The sequence below is a fragment of the Flavobacterium cutihirudinis genome, assembly GCF_003385895.1.
Classification (GTDB): domain Bacteria; phylum Bacteroidota; class Bacteroidia; order Flavobacteriales; family Flavobacteriaceae; genus Flavobacterium; species Flavobacterium cutihirudinis.
In genome coordinates, this window is record NZ_QRDQ01000008.1 from 282,610 (window position 1) to 306,758 (window position 24,149).

Below are 24,149 nucleotides of genomic sequence, written 5' to 3' on the forward strand. Positions count from 1 at the left end.
TTTCTATTGTTGTTGTTTTACAACATTATAAAAATTATAATCGGTATTTGATGCATCGGTTATGCCAATATTTCGACCCATCGTCACAATTTGCCCTCGATGATAAGTGCCGTGATTTATTACCTGAATCAAGTAATCGGCGATTGGTAATTCACATTCAAACCACGGATTTACGATTTTAACTTCTTTACTTAAATCTTCTTCTGACAATGAATTTATAAAATGCTTCAATTTTGCCGATGAATTTAATAAACCCGAAAAGATTTCTTCTTTTGACATTTCATTTTCCGGTTTCTTTACAAATAAATCACTTTCTGAAATTACAGAAAACCAATATTCTTCTGTTGACCAGATATGATCCAATGTTTTTATAATGGTAGAAAAACTTGAAGGCACTTCTGTATAAAGCAATTCGGAAGATTTCGGCGAAAGCCAATTCACAAATTGCTGATTTACCCATAAATTATAATCTGCATAATTTGACATTATCTTTTTCAAACTCATAGTCGTTAATTTTTTAGATTTTAAATAAAGTTACAACAAACGTTTATTGTCTTTCCCAAAAAAATGGTGGTTCGATGTTTAAAGCTCTCAAATACACATACGCCTGACCGCGGTGATGCACTTCATTATCAATAAAATACAAAATATTCTGAATGATTGGGAATTCGTACTGTCCAAACAAATTAAAATTTTCGCTAAAATCTTCTACAGATAACTGCTCCCAGTATTTATTGATTTCAGATGTAGATTGATCCCATTTTTCAAGATATTGCGCTTTAAAAATCAGTTTTTCTTCTCCTTCAGTATACGGCTTGCTGTCGCGATTTACAATTCCTTTTAATGCCGGAGCAGCAATTGCTAAAAGCTCATCAACCAATTTTGCAAAAGGACGCATACCTCCTATCGAAAATTCAAAGAAATCTTTTTCAGGAAAAATCTCGATCAAGCGACGTGTTAGTGCGCGATGTCCTTGCCAGTGTTTCAATAAATCTTCTGAAGTAATTACTTGTGCTTCTAATGTTTTCATGATTTTAAGGTTTTAAAGTTTTGATATTTCAAAGGTAAAATGGGTCGGTGACAACAGTTTGTCAGCAGGAAAAAAAATATTTTAAAAATTTTTTTTCCTGCCGTAGAGACGCATTTCAATGCGTCTCACGCCCTTTATGACATCCAGTATTTCCATTATTAATTTCCTCCCGTTGTGTTAGACGCATTAAAATGCGTCTCTACAGGAAAATCCTTTGTACCTTTGCACCTTAATAACTTTGGAACTCAGAAAGAAAATGATTGAAGATAAAAATCCGCAGCGTACCAGTATAGCACAATTAGGCGAATTTGGCCTTATTGACCATTTAACCCGAAACTTTGATATCACTCAGGAATCCACTTTAAAAAGTATTGGCGACGATGCAGCAATTTTAGATTTTAAGGATAAAAAAGTTGTTGTTTCTACCGATTTATTGATTGAAGGCGTACATTTTGACCTGGCTTATATGCCATTAAAACATTTAGGCTACAAAGCAGTTGTAGTCAATTTGTCTGATATATGTGCGATGAATGCGAAACCAACTCAAATAACGGTTTCTGTTGCTGTTTCGAATCGTTTTCCGTTGGAAGCTTTAGAAGAATTATTTGACGGAATTACGCATGCTGCAAAAGAATATAAAGTAGATGTTATTGGCGGAGACACAACCTCATCTCAAAAAGGATTAATTATCAGCATTACAGCAATTGGCGAAGCTGATGAAAATGAAATCGCTTATAGAAACGGAGCCAAACAAACCGATCTACTGGTTGTGACCGGAGATATTGGTGCAGCTTATATGGGATTACAAGTTTTAGAGCGCGAAAAACAAGTTTTTCAGGTAAACCCAAACAGTCAGCCTGATTTAGATATGTACAGCTATTTAATCGAGCGTCAGCTAAAACCGGAAGCACGTACAGATGTTCGTACGCTTTTGCACGCTTTAGAAATAAAACCAACTTCGATGATTGATATTTCGGACGGATTATCTTCTGAAATTATTCATATCTGTAAACAATCAAAAGTAGGATGTAATTTGTATGAAGATAAACTACCATTGGATCCGCAGTTTATTTCGACTTGCGAAGAATTCAATATTGACAGTACTACAGTTGCAATTAATGGTGGTGAAGATTACGAACTTTTGTTTACAATCGACATCAACGATTTTGACAAAATAAAAGGAAATCCAAATTTCTCCATTATAGGCCATATGGCAGACGAAAGTGAAGGAATTCACCTTGTAACCCGTGCAAACACGAAAATTGCTTTAAAAGCGCGTGGCTGGGATGCTTTGAGCGAATAAATTCTAAAAAATTCCAAATAAAAAATTCCAAATTCCAATGGCATAACGCATTTGGAATTTGGAATTTAATTTTTATTGGATTTTTTATTCTAAAAGAGCCCTTTACTTTTTGCTTCTTTTACCAATTCTTCATCTGAACCGGTTCTTATTTTAAGCAAATCTTTCAAGTTTACTTTTCGTTTTTCAATAGCCACGGCCGAAATCGGAATATAATGTGACATTTCTTCTACACGTGTTCCTTTTGAAAGGTGAAACAAAATCTGTTTGTCAAACTGATCAATTTCGATCGAATTATGAGTCGACTGATTCAACATTTTCACTACCGACTGGCTGTAGTACTTTTCATTTTTCATCACTCTGTCGAAAGCAAAAAGCAATTCGTCAAAAGTAAGATCGTTTTTTATAATTAAACCATTCGGGTTTATTGCTCGTATAATGGTTTTTATCTTAAGCAATTCCGTATACATCGTAAGAAGGATAATCTTGCAATGCGGCATTTTATGCATAATTAGTTTTGCCAGATCTTCTCCGGAAAAAAGCTCTTTTTCTTCATAAGCGGGCATACTGATATCTAGAAAAGCGATATCAAAATTTGGTGTAGCTTCTCCATCCAATAAATCATAAGCCGATTTACAGTCGTAAGCCTGAGCAATTACAAACTCATAATCTTTTGGATTATATCGTGTTATTGCATTTTTGTATCCTTCAATTATAAAAGGATGATCGTCGACAATTAAGATATTTCGCTTGAGTGCAGGCGAAAAAGGGGCTGTGTCAAATGTCATTATTATGTAGGTTAATTTTTTGCTCGATTGGGATTTTAACTATGAGAACCGTTCCTTCTCCTTTGGCCGATTTTATTGTGGCTGTGCCTTTACATTCTGCCGCTCTGTACATAATGTTATGTAAACCTATTCCGTTCTTCCTTCTTTTTGTGTTAAAGCCAACTCCATCATCAAAAACAGTTAAAACCAAATGATTTACTTCACTTTTAAATTCTACTCTAATGATATCAGCTTCTGCATATTTATTACAATTTTGAAGCGCTTCCTGAATAATTCTGTATAAATTGATCTTTACAGTATTGCTTACCAAATCCCAATTTATATGAGAATCAAATGTCGTAATTAATTTTGAAAAATATGTGTTACGCTGATTTTCAAATAGTTTCTTAAGAATCGCGACAAAATTATTAATTAATTCTGATTTTTCTCTATTTAAATCATGCGAAATTTCACGGATGTCTTCTTCAATATGTTTCAACTCCGTTAAATACTTTTTTCGCTTCGTTGTTGCAAGTGCTTCATCAATTTTGTCCAAACTGTCAAGACTTATTCTCACACCAAACATTCGGCCCAAAACACCATCATGAAGTTCTTGTGCAACCTTTTGTTTTTCCTTAATTCGGGTTCTCTCAATCTCGTTTTGCTGAGAAATCATTAAATTATAAATATCTTCATTGGCAATTTGCTGTTGCTGTTTAAAAAGCAGTTCCCTGTTTTTGGCTTGTTGGGTTTTATAAACATAAAAAAACAGTCCCAACAATGTACAAATACTAAAAACATATACTAATGTTTTGTTCTTTTCCTGAAGATTTGAGTTTTGATCTTTTATTTCATTTGTTTCATATTCAATTCGAGAAAATTTCTCCCCCATATTTCGCTCTGCTTTCTGCAATCTTTCATTGATTCGAATGTACTGTTCCGAATACAATGATGCATTTCGCGGATCTACAACTGCAATTTGCTTTAAAGCCTCAAGCGTATTTCTTAATTTATTTGAACTTCGGGACAAAATCAAAGCCTGTCTCGAAAACTGAATCGCTCTGAAAGTATCTTTCTGAACAGCATAATATTCAGACAAATGGATTTTATTCAAAATAATACCCGAAGTCTGTTTTAAACTATCTCTTATTTGTAAAGCATCAAAGAATTGCTTCGGAAGATCTTCAAATTCGTTCAGTTTAAACTTGGAATATGCCAGATTATCCAAAAGCATTGCATAAAGTGTGGTACTTTCTTTAAATAGATTTTCCTGTTCGAGTCCTTTTTGGAAACTTGTTTTTGCTTTCGCATAATCCTTCATACTTAAATAAACAAAACCTATGTTATTAAGCGAAGTTGCTGTCAATTGCAATTCTGCGGCAATAGACTTGTCTTTCAGTATTTTTAAAGCCTTATTATGATATTCTAAAGCTTTGGCATAATCTTCTCTTTCATTATACAAAATACCTAAAAGATTATAGCACTGATATAATAAATTACTGACATTTTCTTTTTGCTTAAGAATTTTTAATGCTTTAAAAACAGTAAGTTCGCTCTCAAACAAATCACTTTCATTAAACTGAAGATTGGCTTTGCTCAAGTACGTTTTTGCCAAATTGATGTCATCATTTATGCGCAAGTATACTTTTTCTGCTTTAAAATAAACCAAAAATGCACTGTCAGAAATAGTTTGGGAGCTATAATAATCCCCCAAATAGGTATAGGCTTTTGCCAAATTTAATGAATCTTTGGTCTTTTTAGAACGCTCTACAATAAGCCTTGAGATATTACCATATGATTTTAAATCATTCATATTGTAATAACGGTTGGCAACCTTAAACAAATTTACTTTATTGAGAGAATCATCTTCTTCACTTAAAATGATCGTTAAAGCCTTTTTATTGTATTTCTGCTTAAAATCATACGGAAGATTAATGTCATTCGCGAGTGTGAGGTAAGTTGAAAGACTGTCTTTTGAAGAAACAATACTTTTATCTGTGCTGTTTTTTTTGGTACAACCAAATAATGCGAGAAATAAAAGCAATAATATTTGACAATGTTTTTTCAATATGTACCTGATTTTTACCAAAAATAGTAAAACTATAGATACAAAAAAAGGCTATCAAAAAATGATAGCCTTTTTATTATATTTTTGAAACTAAATAAATTAGTCGATTTTTCTGTTTGCTGTAGCTGATTGAGAATCAGATCCAAAACCACCAACATTAGCGAAATCAAGTTTTCTATCCTGACCTGTTTTTTGTCCACCATCGATAGGAGCCATAACATCAAGTTTTCTATCTTGTCCAGTTTTTTGTCCACCATCAATATCAACAGATGTATTCATTGCATATGTAGAAGATTTTACATTTTCAGGAGCAGAAAAAGAAGTTGCTACTACTACTAAAGAGAATAATCCGAATGTTAAAGCTGTTTTTTTCATAATTTGAGGTATTTAAATGTTCGTTTGTTTTGTTTTTGGAGGAACCGCTCTCTGCGATTCGTTGGTGTAAAATTATACCCAGGAACAAAAAAAATTTACATGAAAAAACCAGTTTATGGTGAATCATGCCCAAATGATAGTCATTGGACGTCAAATCAATGTAAACGCTTCACATTTAGACTTCTAAATAATTACCATCAGCGATATCTGTGATAATTGCGTCTACGTTTGCTTTGTAAGTTTTGGAAAAAGGAATCTTTTTAGGAGAGTTTTTGATGTAACAAACTGAGTTTCCGTTATGAATTCTCGCAATATAATTTTGATTGATTATATAACTGTTGTGAATTCGCACAAACGGATGCGTCAAAACGCTCTCAAAATGTTTTAAAGTCTTAAATGCGGTCACCATTTCGCCAGATGCGAGAAATATATCTGTCGAGTTATTATCGGCTTGAAAATAGCAAATATCAGATGCATTCATATAACGGTAATCTCCATATGATTTTACGCAGATTACGAGTGGTTTTTCTGTCTCAAGAATAATTCGTTGATTTTCTATAATCCCAGGCTTATTATCTTCAATTACGTCCGGAATTTCGATAATAGACTCAACTTCTTTTAAATCAATAACTTGCGCGGGAGTTTCGACAAAACGTGTCTCTTTTGGCTCAGAAAGGGTCTTTTCCTGCTTTAAAAGGGTCTTTATCAGATCAATATGCGTTAAAGGTTTTAAAATATAATCAAAAACGCCGTACTGAATCGCATCAAAAGCCAGCTCTTTTGTTGACGTTGTAATGATGATTTTCGGTATAATAGATAAATACCGATACAATTCGCCGATGAAAGCCAGAGAAAGGTTACTTTGTGAATCTTCGGGATTGATTTCTAAAAAAATAAAGGCCGGACGATGCTCTAAAACTAAATTCAAACCCTGATGGTAATTCGTAGCAGAGGCTATAAAAGTTAATTCTGAAAAACCTTCAGTAACAATTCTGGTTTTCAAAACACTTTCAGCGTCATTGTCAATAATGATATACGAATATTTTTTCAATTTTAGTTTTAATTCATTTTATGATCCGATGAAAACAACATCAGAACCATATTTTTGACTTTAGGGTAAAATGCGCAATTAAATTTAGTTATTTCAATTTTCTAAACATTTCATTGTTAACACATTACGCTAAAATGTTAATACATAAGGACGAAATGCAAAAATGTTCGACGAAATGCACTTTTCAAAATTAAAAAAATCCCAAACTCCTGCGAGGAATTTGGGATTTATATCGTGTTAATTAAGAAAAATTACATTTTCATCAACCAGTTTTTCATTGAAACCTCATTTTCGATAATACTTCTTAACTCAGAAATTTTAACGCGATCTTGTTTCATTGTATCTCTATGACGAATTGTTACTGTTTCGTCTTCTAAAGTTTGGTGATCAACAGTAATACAGAATGGCGTTCCAAGAGCATCTTGTCTTCTGTAACGACGTCCTACTGCATCTTTTTCGTCATAAGCTACATTGAAATCCCATTTCAAATCTTCGATGATTTTTCTTGAAATTTCCGGCAAACCGTCTTTTTTAACCAATGGTAATACCGCTGCTTTTGTTGGCGCTAAAACTGCTGGCAATTTAAGCACTGTTCTTGATGATCCATCCTCTAAAACCTCTTCTTGCAACGATGTTGCAAAAACAGCTAAAAACATACGATCAAGACCCACAGACGTTTCTACTACGTATGGCACGTAGTTTTCGTTCAATTCAGGATCAAAATATTGTAGTTTTCTTCCAGAGTATTGTTCGTGTGCTTTTAAGTCAAAATCAGTACGAGAGTGAATTCCTTCTAATTCTTTGAAACCGAATGGGAAGTTAAATTCAATATCAGCAGCCGCATTTGCATAGTGCGCTAATTTTTCGTGATCATGAAAACGGTAATTTTCTTTTCCTAAACCTAAAGATAAATGCCAGTTTAAACGAGTTGTTTTCCAGTGTTCGTACCATTGCATTTCTTCTCCCGGACGCACAAAAAATTGCATTTCCATTTGTTCGAATTCACGCATACGGAAAATAAACTGTCTTGCAACAATTTCATTTCTGAATGCTTTACCCGTTTGAGCAATTCCGAAAGGAACTTTCATACGACCTGATTTCTGAACGTTTAAGAAGTTTACGAAAATACCTTGTGCTGTTTCCGGACGTAAATAAAGATCCATTGCATTTTCTGCAGAAGCACCTAATTTTGTCCCGAACATCAAGTTGAATTGTTTTACATCAGTCCAGTTTCTTGAACCCGTTTCAGGATCAGCGATTTCAAGCTCTTCAATCAAAGCTTTTACATCTTCAAGATCTCCGTTTCCTAAAGAACGTCCTAAACGCTCTCTAATTTCTCTTTCTTTAGCCAAATATTCAACAACACGAGCATTTGTAGTTACAAATTCTTCTTCGTTGAATGCATCGCCAAAACGAGCTTTTGCTTTTTCGATTTCTTTTTTAGCTTTCAGATTGATTTTTTCAGCAAAATCTTCTACTAAAACGTCAGCTCTATATCTTTTTTTGGAATCTTTGTTGTCAATTAACGGATCATTGAACGCATCAACGTGGCCTGAAGCTTTCCAGGTTGTTGGGTGCATTAATATTGCCGCATCAAGGCCAACAATATTTTCATTCATCTGAACCATTGATTTCCACCAATATTCACGTATATTCTTTTTTAACTCGACACCATTTTGTGCATAATCATACACTGCACTCAATCCATCGTATACTTCGCTCGACGGAAAAATAAATCCGTACTCTTTTGCGTGCGAAACCACATTCTTAAATAAATCTTCTTGTTTTGCCATAGTGATGCAAAAATATAAAAAGTGAATTTAAAAAAAAGAAAAATAGCTGAAGATTCCCCGTTGTTTAGTAATTTTTAGAAATAAATCCGCTATTTTCTATTTCAAAATAGAAAATCATAATTTTTTCTATAAATCAGAACAATAAGTAGCTCACTTTCTATTTCTTAATCAGTTTAAAAGTTTCCGATTTACCTTGATTCGTAATCGTTAGAATATAAAAACCTGTTGGCAACCCCAAAAGTTCTATCGTTTTATTATTTGAAACTCCATGACGTAATTTTTGAGATTGTGCATTATGTATTTCATAATTAAAATCGGAATACGGATAATTAAAAACCTCAACACTGTTTTCTGCAGGATTTGGCGCTATAAAAGGTAAATCTTTTGGTGCAATACTGGCAATTTTGCTTTGATCTGCATTACAAGCTTTCTTTATAAAACTTTCCAGTTCCTTGTTAGCGTATTTTTTTTCATAACCTAAATCTCTCGCTTTCTTAAAATAATCGCAGGCTTTTTGAGATTGCCCTAAATCATCATATACTATTCCAAGATATTTATTTGCTACCGAATTCTTATTATTAATTCTCAAAGCTTCATTTAAATCTGCAATTCCTAAGTCGGTTTTTCCTGATTTATGATACGCGAGTCCTCTTATTGTTCTTAAATCACTCTCTTCGGTTCCGTATCCATTTTCATAGAGATTTGCTTCATTTTGAAAAGCAATATTTATATTTTCTATTGCTTTATCATACTGTTCCAGTTCCAAATACGTATAACCCAAAACCCAGTGTGCAAAATTATGATTTGGAAATCTGCGCTCTACTTCATCCAAATAGTAAATTGCCAATCGATAATCGTGTATTTCTGTAGCCAAATAAGCTCCGAGATTAAAGTAATGTCTTGTTTCTTGCGGATCAATCTGGATTGCCTTTAATTTGAAATCAACACTAAGATTATCGTTCTCAAATCTGGAATAAAGAGTAGAAAGTCTGCTATAAATTTCAGCTAAATCCTGATTTAATCTAGGAAATTGACCCGCATTCGGACTTGCTTTAAGACTTTCTAAATGTGCTTTAAATCCTAAAAAATCAAACTCTGCCAATATATTATCTTCCAGATATATCCGACTTGCCGCTCTGCCATAAAGTAGTCCGTAATTACTGGGATCCGTTTTTAACAATTCATTGTTTTTGACAATAATAGCATAGTTTTCTTCGACTTTCGCTTTATTTTTAAGATTATCTTCTTTAAAGAAATCGGTTCTTTTAATCAAAATGCCTTTTTTAAATAGCCAGATCGTTTTTAGCTTTCCATTACTTGAAAACTTTTGGCAAATACCATTCATCAAACCATTTTCATCAAAACTGAATCTTTCATCCAGTCCTCCAACAATATGATAGGTTCTAATGCTGTCCAACATTTGATCTGCTCCCAAATAAATCTCTTTTGCAATAAGTCCGTTTTTGAAAAAGGTTTTATTGACCATTCCGCGTTTTTGAGCCACAAGCTGATTTTCAAAAACAAAAAAAAGAAGTACTGCTAAAATTACATAGCTGCTTTGGTAGTTGTTTTTCATAGTAAAGTATTGGTTCACCGCTTTTATTTTCTATCAAGTAATTCTTTAAACCGAAAACATGATTGTATTGTAAAAATATTATGATTAAAATCAATATTTTAATTATATTTATTCAAAAGACGATAGTATTTTATCGTTACTATTGAAACTAAATTATTCAACTGTGCTCAATTATCTTATCAACTTGTTTTTCCCGAAAGTTTGCTCCGGATGTCGTTCTGTTTTAATGACAAACGAAACTGTTTTATGCACGAGTTGCAGACATGAAATGCCGCTGACACAATATCATTTGGATGCTAAAAATGAAGCTGTTAAGAAATTTTATGGTAAAATTGAAATTGAGCATGCATCGGCATTTTTATATTTTAATAAAAAGGGAATTGTTCAGGAACTGATTCATAATTTAAAATATAAAGGGCATGAAGAAATAGGAACTGTTTTAGGCCACTGGTATGCCGAAGATTTAAAAGAATTGAAACTGAACAATTCGTTCGAAGTTGTAATTCCGGTACCACTACATCCCAAAAAATTCAAAGAACGTGGTTATAATCAGGTTACTGCCTTTGGAAAAGCACTTTCAGAAAGTTTGAATCTTACTTTTGATGAAACCGTTCTTTTCAGAAAAAAGTATTCTAAAACACAATCCAAAAAGAATCTCCTTGGTCGCTCTGAAAACATTGAAAGTATTTTTGATGTTCATTTTTCGGAAAGAAATCATAACAAACATTTCTTAATTGTTGACGATGTTCTTACAACAGGTTCAACACTTGAAGCCTGCTCAAAAGCTTTATTAAAAATTCCGGGAGCTAAAATCAGTATTGTTTGTATGGCGATGGCGAACTCCTAGCGGAGTTAAATTCCAAATAAAAAATTCCAAATTCCAATTGATTAGTTTTTGGAATTTGGAATTTCTTTATTGGAATTTTAAATCGTTAGTTCACAATAATTTTCTTCACAGTTCGTCTGTTTCCGTCGATAACCGTCACGAAATACATTCCGGACACAACGTTTGAAAGCTGAATGTTGTGATTAAAGTGAGTCGTATTCTCAAAAGTTTTAGAATAAACAGTTCTTCCCAAAACATCATGCACAAAAATCTTTGCTCCCGAACCTGAATTACTTTCAAACTCAACCGCAAAACTTCCTTTGTTTGGATTTGGATAAAGACTAAAATCAATATTTTCAAAATCTTCATTTCCAAGTGTGAAAACCTGACCGCAAATAGTAATCGAAGCCGAATTTACAGTTCCAAAACTTCCGACAACTGCATCTCTTATCCTGAATGTCCAAGTTCCTGCAGGATTTTCACCATTAAAAGCGCTCAAAAGATCTACCGGAACAACAATTTGCTCTGTCGTTTTTGAACAATCTATTTCAGCTCCTGCATCATCAAACTGAAATACCTTAGTTCCACTTGAACCGCCACAGCTTTTATTAAACAATCGCACAACGGTTCCTTGTGGGCTTACCATTTGAATTTCTAAATCGGAAAAATTTTCATGTGTTATGTTAACCGAAACATTCACATCAGAAACCACCGCATCTGATGCCGGAACAGTTACCGATTTGGTAAAAAATGTTGTGGTATTTGGAATTGAAAATGCACTTTCGAAGCTATACGGATCACAAGTTATAGACGACCTATATCCTACAGCAAAAGCTTTTTTATTTAATGCATAATAAATATTATCGGTCGGCTGAATTAAGATTCTGCAATATTTCGCATCTGGCACACTTGACGGAAGTGTAATCACTTCAGAGCCATCATTTGGCGTATTTGCAGCTAACGTTATCGGAAAATTTGCTCCGCCATCTGTAGACAATTTGATATTAACTGCAGAAGACCCTGGAAGCGTATTTGTATTTGTAACATTCCAAGTTACCGTTTGCGCTACATCTTGACGCCAACTTACATTTTCAGATGCATGTGATGTAACTTCAAAAGGCCCTGCAGAAGCAGAAACGGTTACCATCATTTCATCAGTATTCGTTTGTCCTGAACCTAAAGCAGCATTATCTCTTCCTGTTAAAGTAAAATGCAACGTTCTTGCAATAGACGAAACAGACTCCCACTTAGTGGTTAAAATATTTTGAAGAACTGAACTAAAGTCAGGCATATAGCGCACTGACGAGCTTCCTGGCTTAACTGATCTAAATAACGGTCCATCTGGTTTTGTGGGATATGCAATACTTTTATCTTCGGTTGTTGTTATTGAATTATCATTTTGCTCCCAATTATATGTTATGGTATCGCCTTCTGGATCTGAACCGGAACCAGTCAAAACAAAAGGAGTACTAATTGGGATTACGTAATCGTTTCCTGCAATAATTGCGGGAGGATTATTAGTTAAAGATGTGTCTACCGGACAAGTTTTTCTCGCAAGATTCTCCTGAATTTGAAGAATACTGGCGTAAGCGAAATAATCATCTGAATTATCCTGGACGTCATACTTTGTTATACCGGCGTACCCCATAATAGTAGAACCACTTCCTGGCTCGATATTTACACTGCTACGTTCACCTGAATCAAAAGAAAATGTATGATTTGCACCTAATTGATGTCCCATTTCATGCGCCACAAAATCGATATCAAAAGTATCTCCTTCAGGTCTACCATCAGATGGGGAAGTATACGCGCTTCCTTTTGCTAAATCTTCATTATCAACTGGACTTACGCAAACACAACCTATGCAACCTGCGTTCCCTCCACCTCCTGAAGCACCAAATAAGTGGCCCATATCGTAATTACCATCTCCGATAACTGTAGTCAGTGTTTTCTGGACTGCCTTTGGCCATGTTGCGCCAGGATCTGCAGTTCCTTGCGCCGGAGGATCATAAGGATCGGTTTCTGCATCTATATAAATTACCTGATCTGTATTTGCTATCAAAATCAATTTAACGGCAAGATCTTTATTAAAAACTCCATTTACTCGTGTCAGTGTTGCATTCATTCCTGCCAATGCTAATGGTTTTGTCCCACCAAAATAGGTGGTATACTCAGCCGTGCAGGATAATGCTAAACGTAGTGTTTTAAAAACTTTCGAATTTGATGCTGTCTTTGCTGTTTTTGCAGTCGCACTTTTATTCAGAGCCGAATCAATTGTAGTACATAAAAGCTTATCAGACAGCAATGATTTTTTTGCAAAGAGTACGTATTCGGTTTTATTTTCAGGATTCTCTTCTATAAATTCGGTTGCTTTATCTGCACGAAATACCATTGTCTGCAAACCTAAAGGCGAAACACTAAAATGAATTTTTGCTGTTTTATCATCCAAACCAGAACCTTCATAAGATCTAATTTCAGGATATTTCGCCTGTAATTCAGGTTCAAAATTCGAAGATTCCCAAACAATAAATCGCTCCAGTTTTCCATCACTATTCGGAATGCTAATTTCAGCCGTATTACTTTTTGAAGTTATGCTTGTTACAGGTGCAAGTTTCGTTTGCAGCCGTTCAGTATTTAATCGATAATATAACTTGCCTGAGTCTGAAACCGAAGCATTTGTGCTTTTGCTCAAGACAGAAACGGCATTAGATTTTTGCCATAAATCATCACTTTGCTGCGCTAAACCGGCAACGCTCCAAAAGATAAATAAAAAAAGTAAAAGTTTTTTCATAAGTCGCGGCGATTGATAATTCAAAATTAAAGGAATTAAACCGAATTCTCCCATATAAACGACATTTAATACTTTTTACTCGACGAGTTGGTTCTTTTTCACAAAAAGAAACATCCAGATACTAAAAAAATCAATTCACGTTGGTATCAAATTCAAAATAGATAGTATAAATTTGCAGCATCTTAAAATATTTGTTTTGAAGCTCTTTCATTCTATAAACGATTTCCAGTCGACCAAGAAAACAATTTTAACTCTTGGTACCTTTGATGGCGTGCATTTTGGTCATAAAAAAATTCTTGAACGAATTACACAAAATACTGAAGATGGTAAATACGAAAGTTTAGTACTTACTTTTTTTCCGCATCCAAGAATGGTTTTGCAGGAAAAATCAGAAATAAAACTTCTGAATACAATTGCTGAAAAAACAAAACTTCTAGAGAAAACCGGAATTGAAAATCTGATCATTCATCCTTTTGACGAAAGCTTTTCAAGATTAACTGCCGAGGAATTCGTGCATTCTATTTTAGTGGATCAATTTCATATTCAAAAAATAATAATTGGACACGATCACCGATTTGGAAGAAACAGAACTGCTGATATTAATGATTTAATTGCTTTTGGAGCAGAATATGGTTTCGAAGTAGAACAAATTTCTGCACAGGAAATTCAGGATGTTTCTGTAAGTTCAACGAAAATCAGAAAAGCATTAAACGAAGGAAATATGGCTTTAGCCAATGATTATCTGGGTTATAATTACTTTTTATCGGGCGAAGTTGTGAAAGGAAAACAATTGGGAAGAACAATTGGTTTTCCAACTGCAAACATCAAAATTGAGGAAGATTATAAATTAATTCCGAAAACGGGTGTTTATGCCGTAAAAGCAATTGTAGACCAAAAAGAAGTTTTTGGAATGATGAATATTGGTTTCAATCCAACTGTCAATGGGCAACAACAAACTATTGAAGTCCACTTATTTGATTTTGATCAAGATATTTACGGTCTACAAATCGAAGTTTCATTATTAAAATATCTTCGCGAGGAACAAAAATTTGGTTCGATTGATTTATTGAAAGAACAATTAAATCAGGATAAATTGAATGCTTTGGATTTTGTGAGCAAACTTCAATAGTTCCTTTCAGATATATAGTCCCTACGGGACAAAACGGAATGGTTTATAATACATTTCTACCGATATAAAATCTCTACGAGATATACGCTTCGTTAACAGCTACTCCGTTAGGAGTTAAATATCGGTAGCAAAAAAAATATTACACCTGCATTACTGTCCTGTAAGGACTTCAGATTTTCTGAGCAAACTTCAGAAATTACTTCTAGATATATAGTCCCTACAGGACAAAACGGAATGGTTTATAATACATTTCTACCGATATAAAATCTCTACGAGATATGTTCTTCATTAACAACTACTCCCGTTAGGAGTTAAATATCGGTAGCAAAAAAAAATATCACACTGCATGAATGTCCTGTAAGGACTTTAGATTCTCTGAGCAAACTTCAATAGTTACTTCCAGATATTATAGTCCCTACAGGACAAAATGGAATGGTTTATAAAACATTTCTACCGATATAAAATCTCTACGAGATATGTTCTTCATTAACAACTACTCCGTTAGGAGTTAAATATCGGTAGCAAAAAAAATATCGCACCTGCATGAATGTCCTGTAAGGACTTTACTTATTTCGGGGCATTATCACCTCTATACAAATTTTACCCATTTTAAATCATTGTCGTTATTTTTTTTAGTAAATTTGATATAGAACTCTGTTCTTCAAACATTTACTATTAACTTCTTTAAAAATAACCACTATGAAATTACCTAAAGAAATAACCAACGGGTTTCTCATTTTCCTCGGAATAGGCATTTATTTTTTATTGATGAATGTACTAGGTTTAGCAGACTTGTTTTATTTACGTACCCTAAACGTGTTTTTTATTTTTTATGGCGTAAACCGAACTATGCAAATGAACCTTCATGAAGGAGAAAACAATTTTGTATCGAATGCAGTTTCGGCAATGGCAACCTCTGTGGTTGGTGTGTCGATGAGCGTATTCGGATTATTGGTATATAGTTATGCAAGAGGTGGAGATGCTTATGTAAAAACATTATCTGAAACGTTTATGTTTGGAGGAGATCCATCAGTGCCAACGTATTGCATTTGTTTATTATTTGAAGGAATCGCTTCTTCAGTAATTGTGACCTTAATGATGATGTTATATTGGAACAATAAATATGTAGCCGATTAATATTTCAAAATAAATCTTAACATTTAGCACTCTAAAATCATAAAAAAGTACAATTCTATGATTTTAGAGTGTTTCTTTTTTGAAAATAGCTGACAAATATTCATTTACAAAATTCGGCATTGGTTGATTAGAACAATTTGACTATTTTTGAGGCTTCAAAAACAATGTATCGATGAGCATTACAAAACACAATTGGACAAAAGACGAAATAATCGCCATATATAACAAGCCTTTAATGGACCTTCTTTATGAAGCGGCAAGCATTCACAGGCAAAAACACGATCCGAACGTAGTTCAGGTATCTACATTATTATCTATCAAAACCGGAGGATGTCCTGAAGACTGCGGCTACTGCCCACAAGCAGCACGCTATAACACAGGAGTTGAAGGAAATGATTTAATGAGTGTAAGTCAGGTAAAAGCTCAGGCATTGCGTGCAAAATCAAGCGGATCTTCCCGTGTTTGTATGGGAGCTGCATGGAGAAACGTAAAAGACGGAGAAGAATTTGATCAGGTTTTAGAAATGGTTCGTACCATTAATAAACTGGATATGGAAGTTTGTTGTACTCTTGGTATGATTACCGAAAACCAAGCGCAGCGTTTGGCCGAAGCTGGTTTATACGCTTACAATCATAATTTAGATACTTCTGAAGATTATTATAAAGATGTTATTTCGACACGTGCTTTTGAAGACCGTTTAGAAACAATCGAAAACGTTCGTAAAACCAATGTAACGGTTTGTAGCGGCGGAATTATTGGAATGGGAGAAAGTATTGAAGACAGAGCAGGAATGCTTGTTGCACTTTCTACTTTAAATCCACAACCGGAATCAGTGCCAATTAACGCTTTGGTTGCTGTTGAAGGAACTCCAATGGAAGATGAAAAACCAGTTGAAATCTGGGAAATGATCAGAATGGTGGCTACAACAAGAATTGTAATGCCGGAAACACAAGTTCGTTTATCTGCAGGAAGAACAAATATGAGCCGCGAAGGACAAGCAATGTGCTTTTTCGCAGGAGCAAATTCAATTTTTGCCGGAGATAAATTGCTAACAACTCCAAATCCTGATGTTCACGAAGACATGAAAATGTTCGAACTTTTAGGATTGAATCCGCAAAAGCCATTTACTAAAGTTTCGCAACCAAAAACAGTTGAAGCAGAAGATTCTCAGTTTGCTCCTCTTGGTGAAAAACCAAAATGGACAAGACCAGGACATACAATTGAAAGAAATGTTGAACATTCGATTAAATCAAAAATTTAGTCAAAAGAGTTAATACATCTCAATAAAATTTTTTAAATTGCTTGTAACACAGAGTTATAAGCAATTTTTTTATTTTTAAGATGAAGTTAAAGCAAATTGAAAGGGTAAAAAAAATCTCAAAAGCTGATTTTATTTCCCAATATGTTAAAAAACAAATTCCAGTAGTAATTGAAGAACTGACCGAAGACTGGCCAGCTTATCATAAATGGAAATTGTCCTATATAAACGAAATCGCAGGCAACATTACAGTTCCTTTGTATGATGACAGACCTGTAAATCACGAAGACGGATTTAATGAAGCTCATACCAAAATGAAAATGAGCGATTATATCTCCCTTTTAGAATCAAAACCAACCAACTACCGCATCTTTCTTTATAATTTAATGAAAGATGTTCCGGCTTTAAATAATGATTTTAAATGGCCGGAAATTGGACTGAAGTTGGTAAAGCAAATGCCGATGCTTTTTTTTGGTGGAGAAAACTCGAAAGTCTTTATGCATTTTGATATCGATTACTCGAACATTCTTCATTTTCATTTTCATGGAGAAAAGCAATGTATGATTTTCCCTCCGGATCAGTCAAAGTATATGTATAAAGTTCCGCATGCGCTTATTTCGCGGGAAGATATTGATTTTGATAATCCTGATTATGAGAAATTCCCTGCCCTGAAAAATGCCGAAGGTTACATCACCAAACTTAAACATGGAGAAATGCTTTATATGCCGGAAGGTTATTGGCATTATATGAAGTATCTGACGCCAGGATTTTCGATGAGTTTGCGATCTTTCCCTAAAAGCATTAGCAATCTTTCAAAAGCAGCTTATAATGTCTTTATTATGCGTTATTTTGATATTATGATGCGAAAGTTTAAAGGCCAAAAATGGATTGATTATAAGAATGAAAAAGCGATTCAGAATACGCATGAGAATTTGAGGAGGAGTGCGTGATAATAGGATTTAATAGTTTTATTTATAAAATAACATAAAAGCCATTTTTGTATTACGCAAAAGTGGCTTTTTTGTTGTTTTGGATTGCGAGCGTAAAATCAGGAGACATTTGTGTAGTTTTTTATATTGACCTTCTAATATATTAAAAACCAATATATCAAATTTGATGATTTTTTAAAATAATAGAGACCAATAGAATAATTATAAATCTGTTTATTTTGATCAATATAAATGTTCTCTAAATTTCCTTCTTCAATAAGATAAATATCTACTTGTTTATTATCGGTTAAATTAATTGATGATCTTTCTCCAAATTCTTCACTTAACTCTGGAATCTGTATGTTTTTCCCATTATTATCAGAATAATTATATACGTAACTCGAATCTTTACGCGCTACTAAATTATTTTTTAGATGTTCATATTTTTTCAATTTATAAATAACTTCTTTTTCTGTTTCTTTATTAAGATTAAATTGAACACAAACTCCAGAGTTTCTAAATAGTTCATAATAATTAAAATATTTGTAACTTGACATTACGCCACTTGATAAAGGAAATGGAGAATTGTTTATAATTTTTTCTAAAGTCTTCTCACTTACTTCTTTTTTGAAATTTTCTCTTTGAGAATTTTGAGAGTTTGATTCACAAGAACAAAGCAAAACTACTGCTAAAAAAGACAAAAGATTTCTCATTTCTTATTATTTATTTTTATAAAGATAAATATTATCTTCATTAAATATTTCATCGCGACTGAACGAAAAAAGTCAGGAGACTTTTAAACGTTCACAATTTCTAAGAAATAAAAAATTACACAAAGTCAGAGAAATTTGCGCAGCTTTTCAGTTGAACTCTCTATGAAACACTAAAACAAAAAAACCATTCCGTTTTACGGAATGGTTTCTCAAACAACCAAATATTGAACTGCATCAAAAAATTACTTTCTGGGTTTGTGAGGATCCATCATCAAGGACCACTCTGATCATTAAGACCTGGTTTGCTGATTGTAAGTTAGAGATTTGCAGTTCTGTTTCTCCAATTTTATTTTTCTTGTAAAGCATTTTTCCTGAAACATCAAAAATATACACGTCTTTTAATGTCTCTTTGCTTGATTTTACACGTACGATTTTATCCTTAACAGTGCACAAAACATAATTTAAAAGATTTGTTATGTCATCTGTACCCAAGGTTTTGCCTGTATAACGTAGTACGAAGCGATCATTGAAAGTACCTGTTTCAGTAGAAAACTTATAATTACTCTCACGTAAATTATGCACAACATTGTTTTTCTTGTCTTCCAGATAAATATTCTGCGTATTAAAAAGACCATCGACATGATCTATAGAAATAGAAAACTCGCCCGCAATTGTTGATTTATAACCCAACGGAATTAACTCTGTTTCATTGAAAGGCAAAGCTTTACCCTGAATACTATAATTCAGAGATTCATTGTTGCTGTAAAAATCAATGTATTTGTTTGAATCCATAGTTTTAGTATCAAAATTATCATCCCAGCTGTTGGTTGCTCCTTCGACATAAGCAACTAAGAGTTGTTTGAATGCGCCTTCTGTATTTCTCAAATTAAGCCAAATACGGTGTTTTTCGCGTTCTGCTAATTTTTTAAATTTTGGATCCTGTTTAAAAAAATGATCATTATTTCCAACTACGCGCATTGCATTATTAAAAAAAGCATCTCCAACTGTTTTCGACTCAACAAAAATGGACTGACCAGAAGCGATATAGCCAATTGGAGCATATGTATTACTTCCTGGAGATTCAGCTTCTTCTCCGGTAAGAGTTCCTGCTAAAACACTCCCTGACAAATTATAAATTGCGTAATCATCTGATGTATACTTGTATGTTGTATCTTCAGGCGCCATCTTACGTGGAGAACTATTATGCGTCCAGTAATATAAAGTTCCATAAAGAACATTCTGATTGTCTACAATAAACTGATCAGCGTACACTGCTGAAGGATATGGATTTCCAACAAGATACCATTTCGCTGCTGTCGAAATGGGAACAGTAACAAGCCCGTTATTCGGAACTCCATTGAACGTACCATTAAAAACTGCCGGGACATCAATATCATAATTCTGAGGCGATCTGATAATATATCCTACTCCTTTGATCCAAGCGTCAGTTCCATTGTAAATAATGACCCATCCATTGTTAGGATCATACTTATAATATTTGTCAGCTAATGTATTTGGCGATAAATCGTGCAATGTAAAAGCTGGTGTTCGTGTTACCGGACATCCCCAGTGTGTAAAATCGTAGCGGCGAACCGGAGTTGTTGTACGTTTATAGTTGATATTTCCTGTATTGACTGCATTATCATCTTCTTGAACCAAACTTGCATTATTTTCGAATGTTAAAATTGCTCCTGCTCCGGAATTGACCGTAAGTCCATGTTTAATTTTTAAAGTATTTCCCGAGTTAATAGTCACATTTCTGCCATCATTAACTTTACAAGAACATCCTTCCAAATCGCTTGTCGACACAAAATCTCCATTAAATTCGATCGCATCAGTATCAATTGGCGGACTTCCTGTAGACCAGACAGTTCCGTTCCAAACATTGGTTACCGGCGCGTCAATAATAACGTTTAAAGTCGGTAAAGAAGGACAATTGCTTCCTACCTGAACCGTAAAGGAATAATTTCCGGGAATCAATCCTGAAATTGTATAATTAGATCCAGATGATGAATAAGTTTGAGATACTGTACCACTTTGAGCAATAGACCAATTTCCTGAAGGAAGCCCTGTTAATTCTACTTTACCTTGTGAATTTACGCAGGTTGGGAGTTCTACTGTTCCAATAGTAGGACTTGCTGTTAAGGCATTCACGGTTATGGTTCCTGTTGCGTTCAATGTACCACATCCACCCGTCAATGGTATTGAATAATTAAATATACCTGCTTCTGTCGGAGTACCACTAATTATAATCGTATTAGTAGCCCAAGTCGCAGTAACTCCAGCTGGTAAGTCTACGGGAGTGCCAATTCCTAACGCACCATCTGTTACGTGAGTAACGTCTGTTATAGGAGTATTAATACATACGACAGGAGAGGAAGAAGCTGCTCCAACTGTATTATTTGCAAACACCACAACAGGGTAAACATCACTTACTGCATAGGTTGTTGAGCAAGCAGGTGAAGCTGTTACAGTCATGGTTAATGTAACTTGTTTACCAGCATCAGCTGCGACAGAAGTATAAGTAGGAGTTAAAGTTGTTCCGTTTGCAATTGTACCACTTCCATCGTGACCCCACAAAATTGTACCATTAGTCGCGTTTGCTTCACCAGCGAGAACCGTAATTGCTCCACCGGGACAAGTACTTTTAGCTCCAGAAATAGAAACTGTTGGTGCTGCCTGAATATTTATGGTATATTTTGCGGTAGCAATCTGTGGCATACAACTATTTGTGCTTGTTACAGTCATTGTCAAAACTACTGTTCTCGCAGGGCCACCCAAAGCAGGCGTATAGGTAGGAGTAAGCGAAGTTGAATTAGCCAAGGTACCAGCACCCCCAGAAAACGTCCATTGTATTGATCCATTGGATGCAGAAGCTCCAGAAACTGTTGCCGATTGGTTTGAACAGATTGTTTGTGAACCACCGGCAGAGGCTGTTGGCAAATTCTCAACTACGACTACTTGGGCTACAGATGCAGGGCTATTGCACCCACCCGCTCTGGAAAACTGAACCGTATAACTTCCTGGTGCCGTAACAAAAATTGAATTTGAAGTTGAACCTGTTGACCAAAGATAACCATAACCAGTTGGCGCGGCACTAGATGTGAGTCTTACTCCGTCTGTCTGACAAATTGTTAATGATCCATTCGCAGTTACTGTTGGTGCTGCTGCTGGGCTTATTGTACCTGTTGTAACAATACTAGAAACGGTTCCATCACCCACTGAACATCCATTTTTTGCATAAACTCGAACATAATATGTCTGGCCTGACGGCAAACCAGTAAAAGTATAATTATTAGTTGTTAATCCTGTTATAGTCTGTGTTGTAGAACCAATCGGAAAAGTATTTGATGTGGACATTTGAACAGTATAGCTCAAACTTCCTGTCGGAGTGGTCCACGATATACTTATTTGATTACATAACGCGGAAGAAATTGTTACTGTTGGCGTTCCAGGTGCAGCGGTTGACGTTATTGGAGACTGAACTGTTGAATAATTAGCACTCACACCGCAACCATTTTTTGCTTTAACTCTATAATAATATTGAGTACCTCCGGTTAACCCTGTAACTACGTAGCCGTTAACATTATCAACATCTAAAGATTGATATCCTGGTAAGAAACTTGCAAAAGTGGATGAAGTCGAAACATCCAGTAAATAACTTGTCGTCGCTGATGATGAATTCCATCTAGCATTAAAAGAATTACAGAATATACTATTAGCAGTAAGAGATGTCACAGTTCCTGGAATAGCATTCGTTGTTGTAACAGTCTGAACTGCTGAATAATTTACACTGATTCCACAGCCACTTTTTCCTTTTAACCTATAATAATATTGAGTATTAGGATTTAAACCCGTAACATCATAATTTGTTACATTACCTACATCCAAAGCATTATAACCAGCAACAAACGTTCCGGCATTAAAAGTAGATGTCGTCGATACATCTAACAAATAGCTTGTTGCGCTTGTTAATGTATTCCAACGTGCAATAAATTCAGTACAAATCCCAGCTGTTCCAGTCATAGATGTTACTGTTCCCGGAATAACTGCAGTTGCATAAGTAATAGTATTAGAATTAGCACTAATACAATTTCCATTATATGCTCTAACACGATAATAATAAGTAGCATTTGCTAAACCGGTGATATTATAAGTTAATACATTACCAACATTCAAAGCACTATATCCTGTCACAAAACTAGCAAAAGTGTTTACTGTCGAAACATCAAGCTCATAATAAACTGCTCCCGCAACTGCTTGCCAATTTGCCGTAATTTGATTACATGTTGCACCAGTCCCCGCAGTTGCTACAGGTGCTGTTCCTGAAGAATTTACAACAACAGGAACTAAAAGAGGAACGGGAAGCTGCGAAGTACAATTTTCTGAAGCCACAGTACTCGATCCTGAAGTTAAAGCTGTAATTTTAACATATACAGTTCCTACGGTTGTAAAACCAGTTGCAATAAAAGTTCCTGTTCCTGCAGTTGTCACTTGCATTGCTGCAGGTGTTTGTGCTATACCTTGAATTTCATATGAAACGGAGTAAAGTCCAACTGGCAAAGTTCCAGTTAATGTGATTTCTGAAGAAGTCCCGGAGCAGACGTTTACATTAGAGCCTGTAGCACTATCTGCAGTATAAGTGGGGCAAGTATAACCAATGATAACTTTTCCGTCACCACCATCACCACCTTTTCTGGCAGGAAAAAGAAAAGAAGATCGTCCTCCACTACCTCCTCCACCTGGTGCATTTCCGTTATTTCCAACACTGCTGGCAAAAGGAGTGTTAAGTCTTGCACCTCCAGTTCCTCCACCATTTGCAGCATTTCCACCTGCTCCTGCTCTAACAATAACGGGTTGTCCATTCTCATCTTCTTCGGTAAAACCAGATTGTCCCGATTCACCCGGTGCTCCAGGCATTATAGTAGTACCTGTAGAACCTGCAACTGATCCTCCAAGACCTCCCGCAGGAGTATTATTTGTATTTTGAAGACCGCCTCTTCCTCCTTCTGCACTAATTGGGAAACCGGTAATTCCAGAGAATCCTCCAGAAAATACTGTCGCACCGACAGCACCCTTACCTCCTGCACCAACAACTACGGACAATGTCGTGCCTGAAGTAACTGTTATAGCAGCACTGGCAAAAGCACCACCACCACCACCTGAACCTCCTCTAGCACCATTTAACCCCGGATTTGTAGAAGCTCCACCTGCCCCACCTGCTCCCCATGCCTGCACGTTTAAAGTGGTGATCCCTGCTGGTGTTACAAATGTCTGGGTTCCCGCAAGTGTAAAGGTTGTAGTTGTTTGGGCATTAAGAAAAAATGGCAGGCAGCTAATTATTGCTATAAGTAAAGATTTTTTCATACGGCTATATTTTAAAATCATTAAAAATTAAATCCAAAC

17 protein-coding genes are annotated in these 24,149 nt (G+C 34.9%); 6 read left to right on the plus strand and 11 right to left on the minus strand.

Annotated elements, in window-relative coordinates; translation table 11 throughout:
* Positions 1 to 3 precede the first annotated feature (3 nt).
* Positions 4 to 504, minus strand: a complete 501-nt coding sequence (locus BD847_RS07050; RefSeq protein ID WP_115887590.1) for a DinB family protein — start codon at positions 502 to 504, stop codon at positions 4 to 6.
* 43 nt (positions 505 to 547) lie between these two features.
* A complete protein-coding gene (locus tag BD847_RS07055) occupies positions 548 to 1,030 on the minus strand; it encodes a DinB family protein (protein WP_115887591.1) in 483 nt (160 codons plus the stop codon).
* Between the two features lie 256 nt (positions 1,031 to 1,286).
* Between BD847_RS07055 and thiL the strand changes: the two genes are divergently transcribed.
* Positions 1,287 to 2,333, plus strand: coding sequence for a thiamine-phosphate kinase (gene thiL, locus BD847_RS07060; protein WP_115887592.1), 1,047 nt, complete (start codon positions 1,287 to 1,289; stop codon positions 2,331 to 2,333).
* A gap of 89 nt (positions 2,334 to 2,422) precedes the next feature.
* Here the strand turns inward: thiL and BD847_RS07065 are convergent, their stop codons facing one another.
* The 6 genes from BD847_RS07065 to BD847_RS07090 form a co-directional block, all read right to left on the minus strand.
* The gene (locus BD847_RS07065; RefSeq protein ID WP_115887593.1) at positions 2,423 to 3,118 is read right to left on the minus strand and encodes a response regulator; all 696 of its coding nucleotides are present in this window, start codon (positions 3,116 to 3,118) and stop codon (positions 2,423 to 2,425) included.
* Positions 3,108 to 5,165 (minus strand): tetratricopeptide repeat-containing sensor histidine kinase, encoded by a 2,058-nt coding sequence (locus BD847_RS07070; protein ID WP_167443833.1) that lies wholly within the window; start codon positions 5,163 to 5,165, stop codon positions 3,108 to 3,110. Before BD847_RS07070 ends, BD847_RS07065 begins: the two co-directional genes overlap by 11 nt.
* Positions 5,166 to 5,264: 99 nt before the next feature.
* Complete coding sequence (locus tag BD847_RS07075; protein WP_115887595.1) at positions 5,265 to 5,540, minus strand: hypothetical protein; 276 nt, start codon at positions 5,538 to 5,540, stop codon at positions 5,265 to 5,267.
* Between the two features lie 175 nt (positions 5,541 to 5,715).
* Positions 5,716 to 6,591, minus strand: a complete 876-nt coding sequence (locus BD847_RS07080; RefSeq protein ID WP_115887596.1) for a LytR/AlgR family response regulator transcription factor — start codon at positions 6,589 to 6,591, stop codon at positions 5,716 to 5,718.
* Positions 6,592 to 6,842: 251 nt separating this feature from the next.
* Positions 6,843 to 8,384: a glycine--tRNA ligase gene (locus tag BD847_RS07085; RefSeq protein WP_115887597.1), complete on the minus strand. Its 1,542-nt coding sequence runs from the start codon at positions 8,382 to 8,384 to the stop codon at positions 6,843 to 6,845.
* 157 nt (positions 8,385 to 8,541) lie between these two features.
* The gene (locus BD847_RS07090; RefSeq protein ID WP_115887598.1) at positions 8,542 to 9,960 is read right to left on the minus strand and encodes a T9SS type A sorting domain-containing protein; all 1,419 of its coding nucleotides are present in this window, start codon (positions 9,958 to 9,960) and stop codon (positions 8,542 to 8,544) included.
* Between the two features lie 226 nt (positions 9,961 to 10,186).
* Between BD847_RS07090 and BD847_RS07095 the strand changes: the two genes are divergently transcribed.
* Positions 10,187 to 10,807: a ComF family protein gene (locus tag BD847_RS07095; protein WP_115887599.1), complete on the plus strand. Its 621-nt coding sequence runs from the start codon at positions 10,187 to 10,189 to the stop codon at positions 10,805 to 10,807.
* 85 nt (positions 10,808 to 10,892) lie between these two features.
* Here BD847_RS07095 and BD847_RS07100 read toward each other — a convergent pair whose 3' ends face one another.
* Positions 10,893 to 13,577, minus strand: a complete 2,685-nt coding sequence (locus tag BD847_RS07100; RefSeq protein WP_115888331.1) for a zinc-dependent metalloprotease — start codon at positions 13,575 to 13,577, stop codon at positions 10,893 to 10,895.
* A gap of 196 nt (positions 13,578 to 13,773) precedes the next feature.
* Here BD847_RS07100 and BD847_RS07105 point away from each other — a divergent pair, with 196 nt between their 5' ends.
* The 4 genes from BD847_RS07105 (at position 13,774) to BD847_RS07120 (ending at position 18,051) form a co-directional block, all read left to right on the plus strand.
* Positions 13,774 to 14,706, plus strand: a complete 933-nt coding sequence (locus tag BD847_RS07105) for a bifunctional riboflavin kinase/FAD synthetase (protein ID WP_115887600.1) — start codon at positions 13,774 to 13,776, stop codon at positions 14,704 to 14,706.
* A 699-nt stretch (positions 14,707 to 15,405) separates the two neighbouring features.
* Positions 15,406 to 15,843 (plus strand): hypothetical protein, encoded by a 438-nt coding sequence (locus BD847_RS07110; RefSeq protein WP_115887601.1) that lies wholly within the window; start codon positions 15,406 to 15,408, stop codon positions 15,841 to 15,843.
* 172 nt (positions 15,844 to 16,015) lie between these two features.
* A complete protein-coding gene (bioB, locus tag BD847_RS07115; protein ID WP_115887602.1) occupies positions 16,016 to 17,104 on the plus strand; it encodes a biotin synthase BioB in 1,089 nt (362 codons plus the stop codon).
* An 80-nt stretch (positions 17,105 to 17,184) separates the two neighbouring features.
* Positions 17,185 to 18,051, plus strand: coding sequence for a cupin-like domain-containing protein (locus BD847_RS07120; protein ID WP_208641791.1), 867 nt, complete (start codon positions 17,185 to 17,187; stop codon positions 18,049 to 18,051).
* 134 nt (positions 18,052 to 18,185) lie between these two features.
* On the opposite strand, the gene BD847_RS07125 is transcribed toward BD847_RS07120, so the two are convergent.
* Together BD847_RS07125 and BD847_RS07130 are read right to left on the minus strand one after the other, a co-directional pair.
* Positions 18,186 to 18,743, minus strand: a complete 558-nt coding sequence (locus BD847_RS07125; protein WP_115887604.1) for a hypothetical protein — start codon at positions 18,741 to 18,743, stop codon at positions 18,186 to 18,188.
* 234 nt (positions 18,744 to 18,977) lie between these two features.
* Positions 18,978 to 24,110 (minus strand): fibronectin type III domain-containing protein, encoded by a 5,133-nt coding sequence (locus BD847_RS07130; RefSeq protein ID WP_167443834.1) that lies wholly within the window; start codon positions 24,108 to 24,110, stop codon positions 18,978 to 18,980.
* Positions 24,111 to 24,149: the final 39 nt, after the last annotated feature.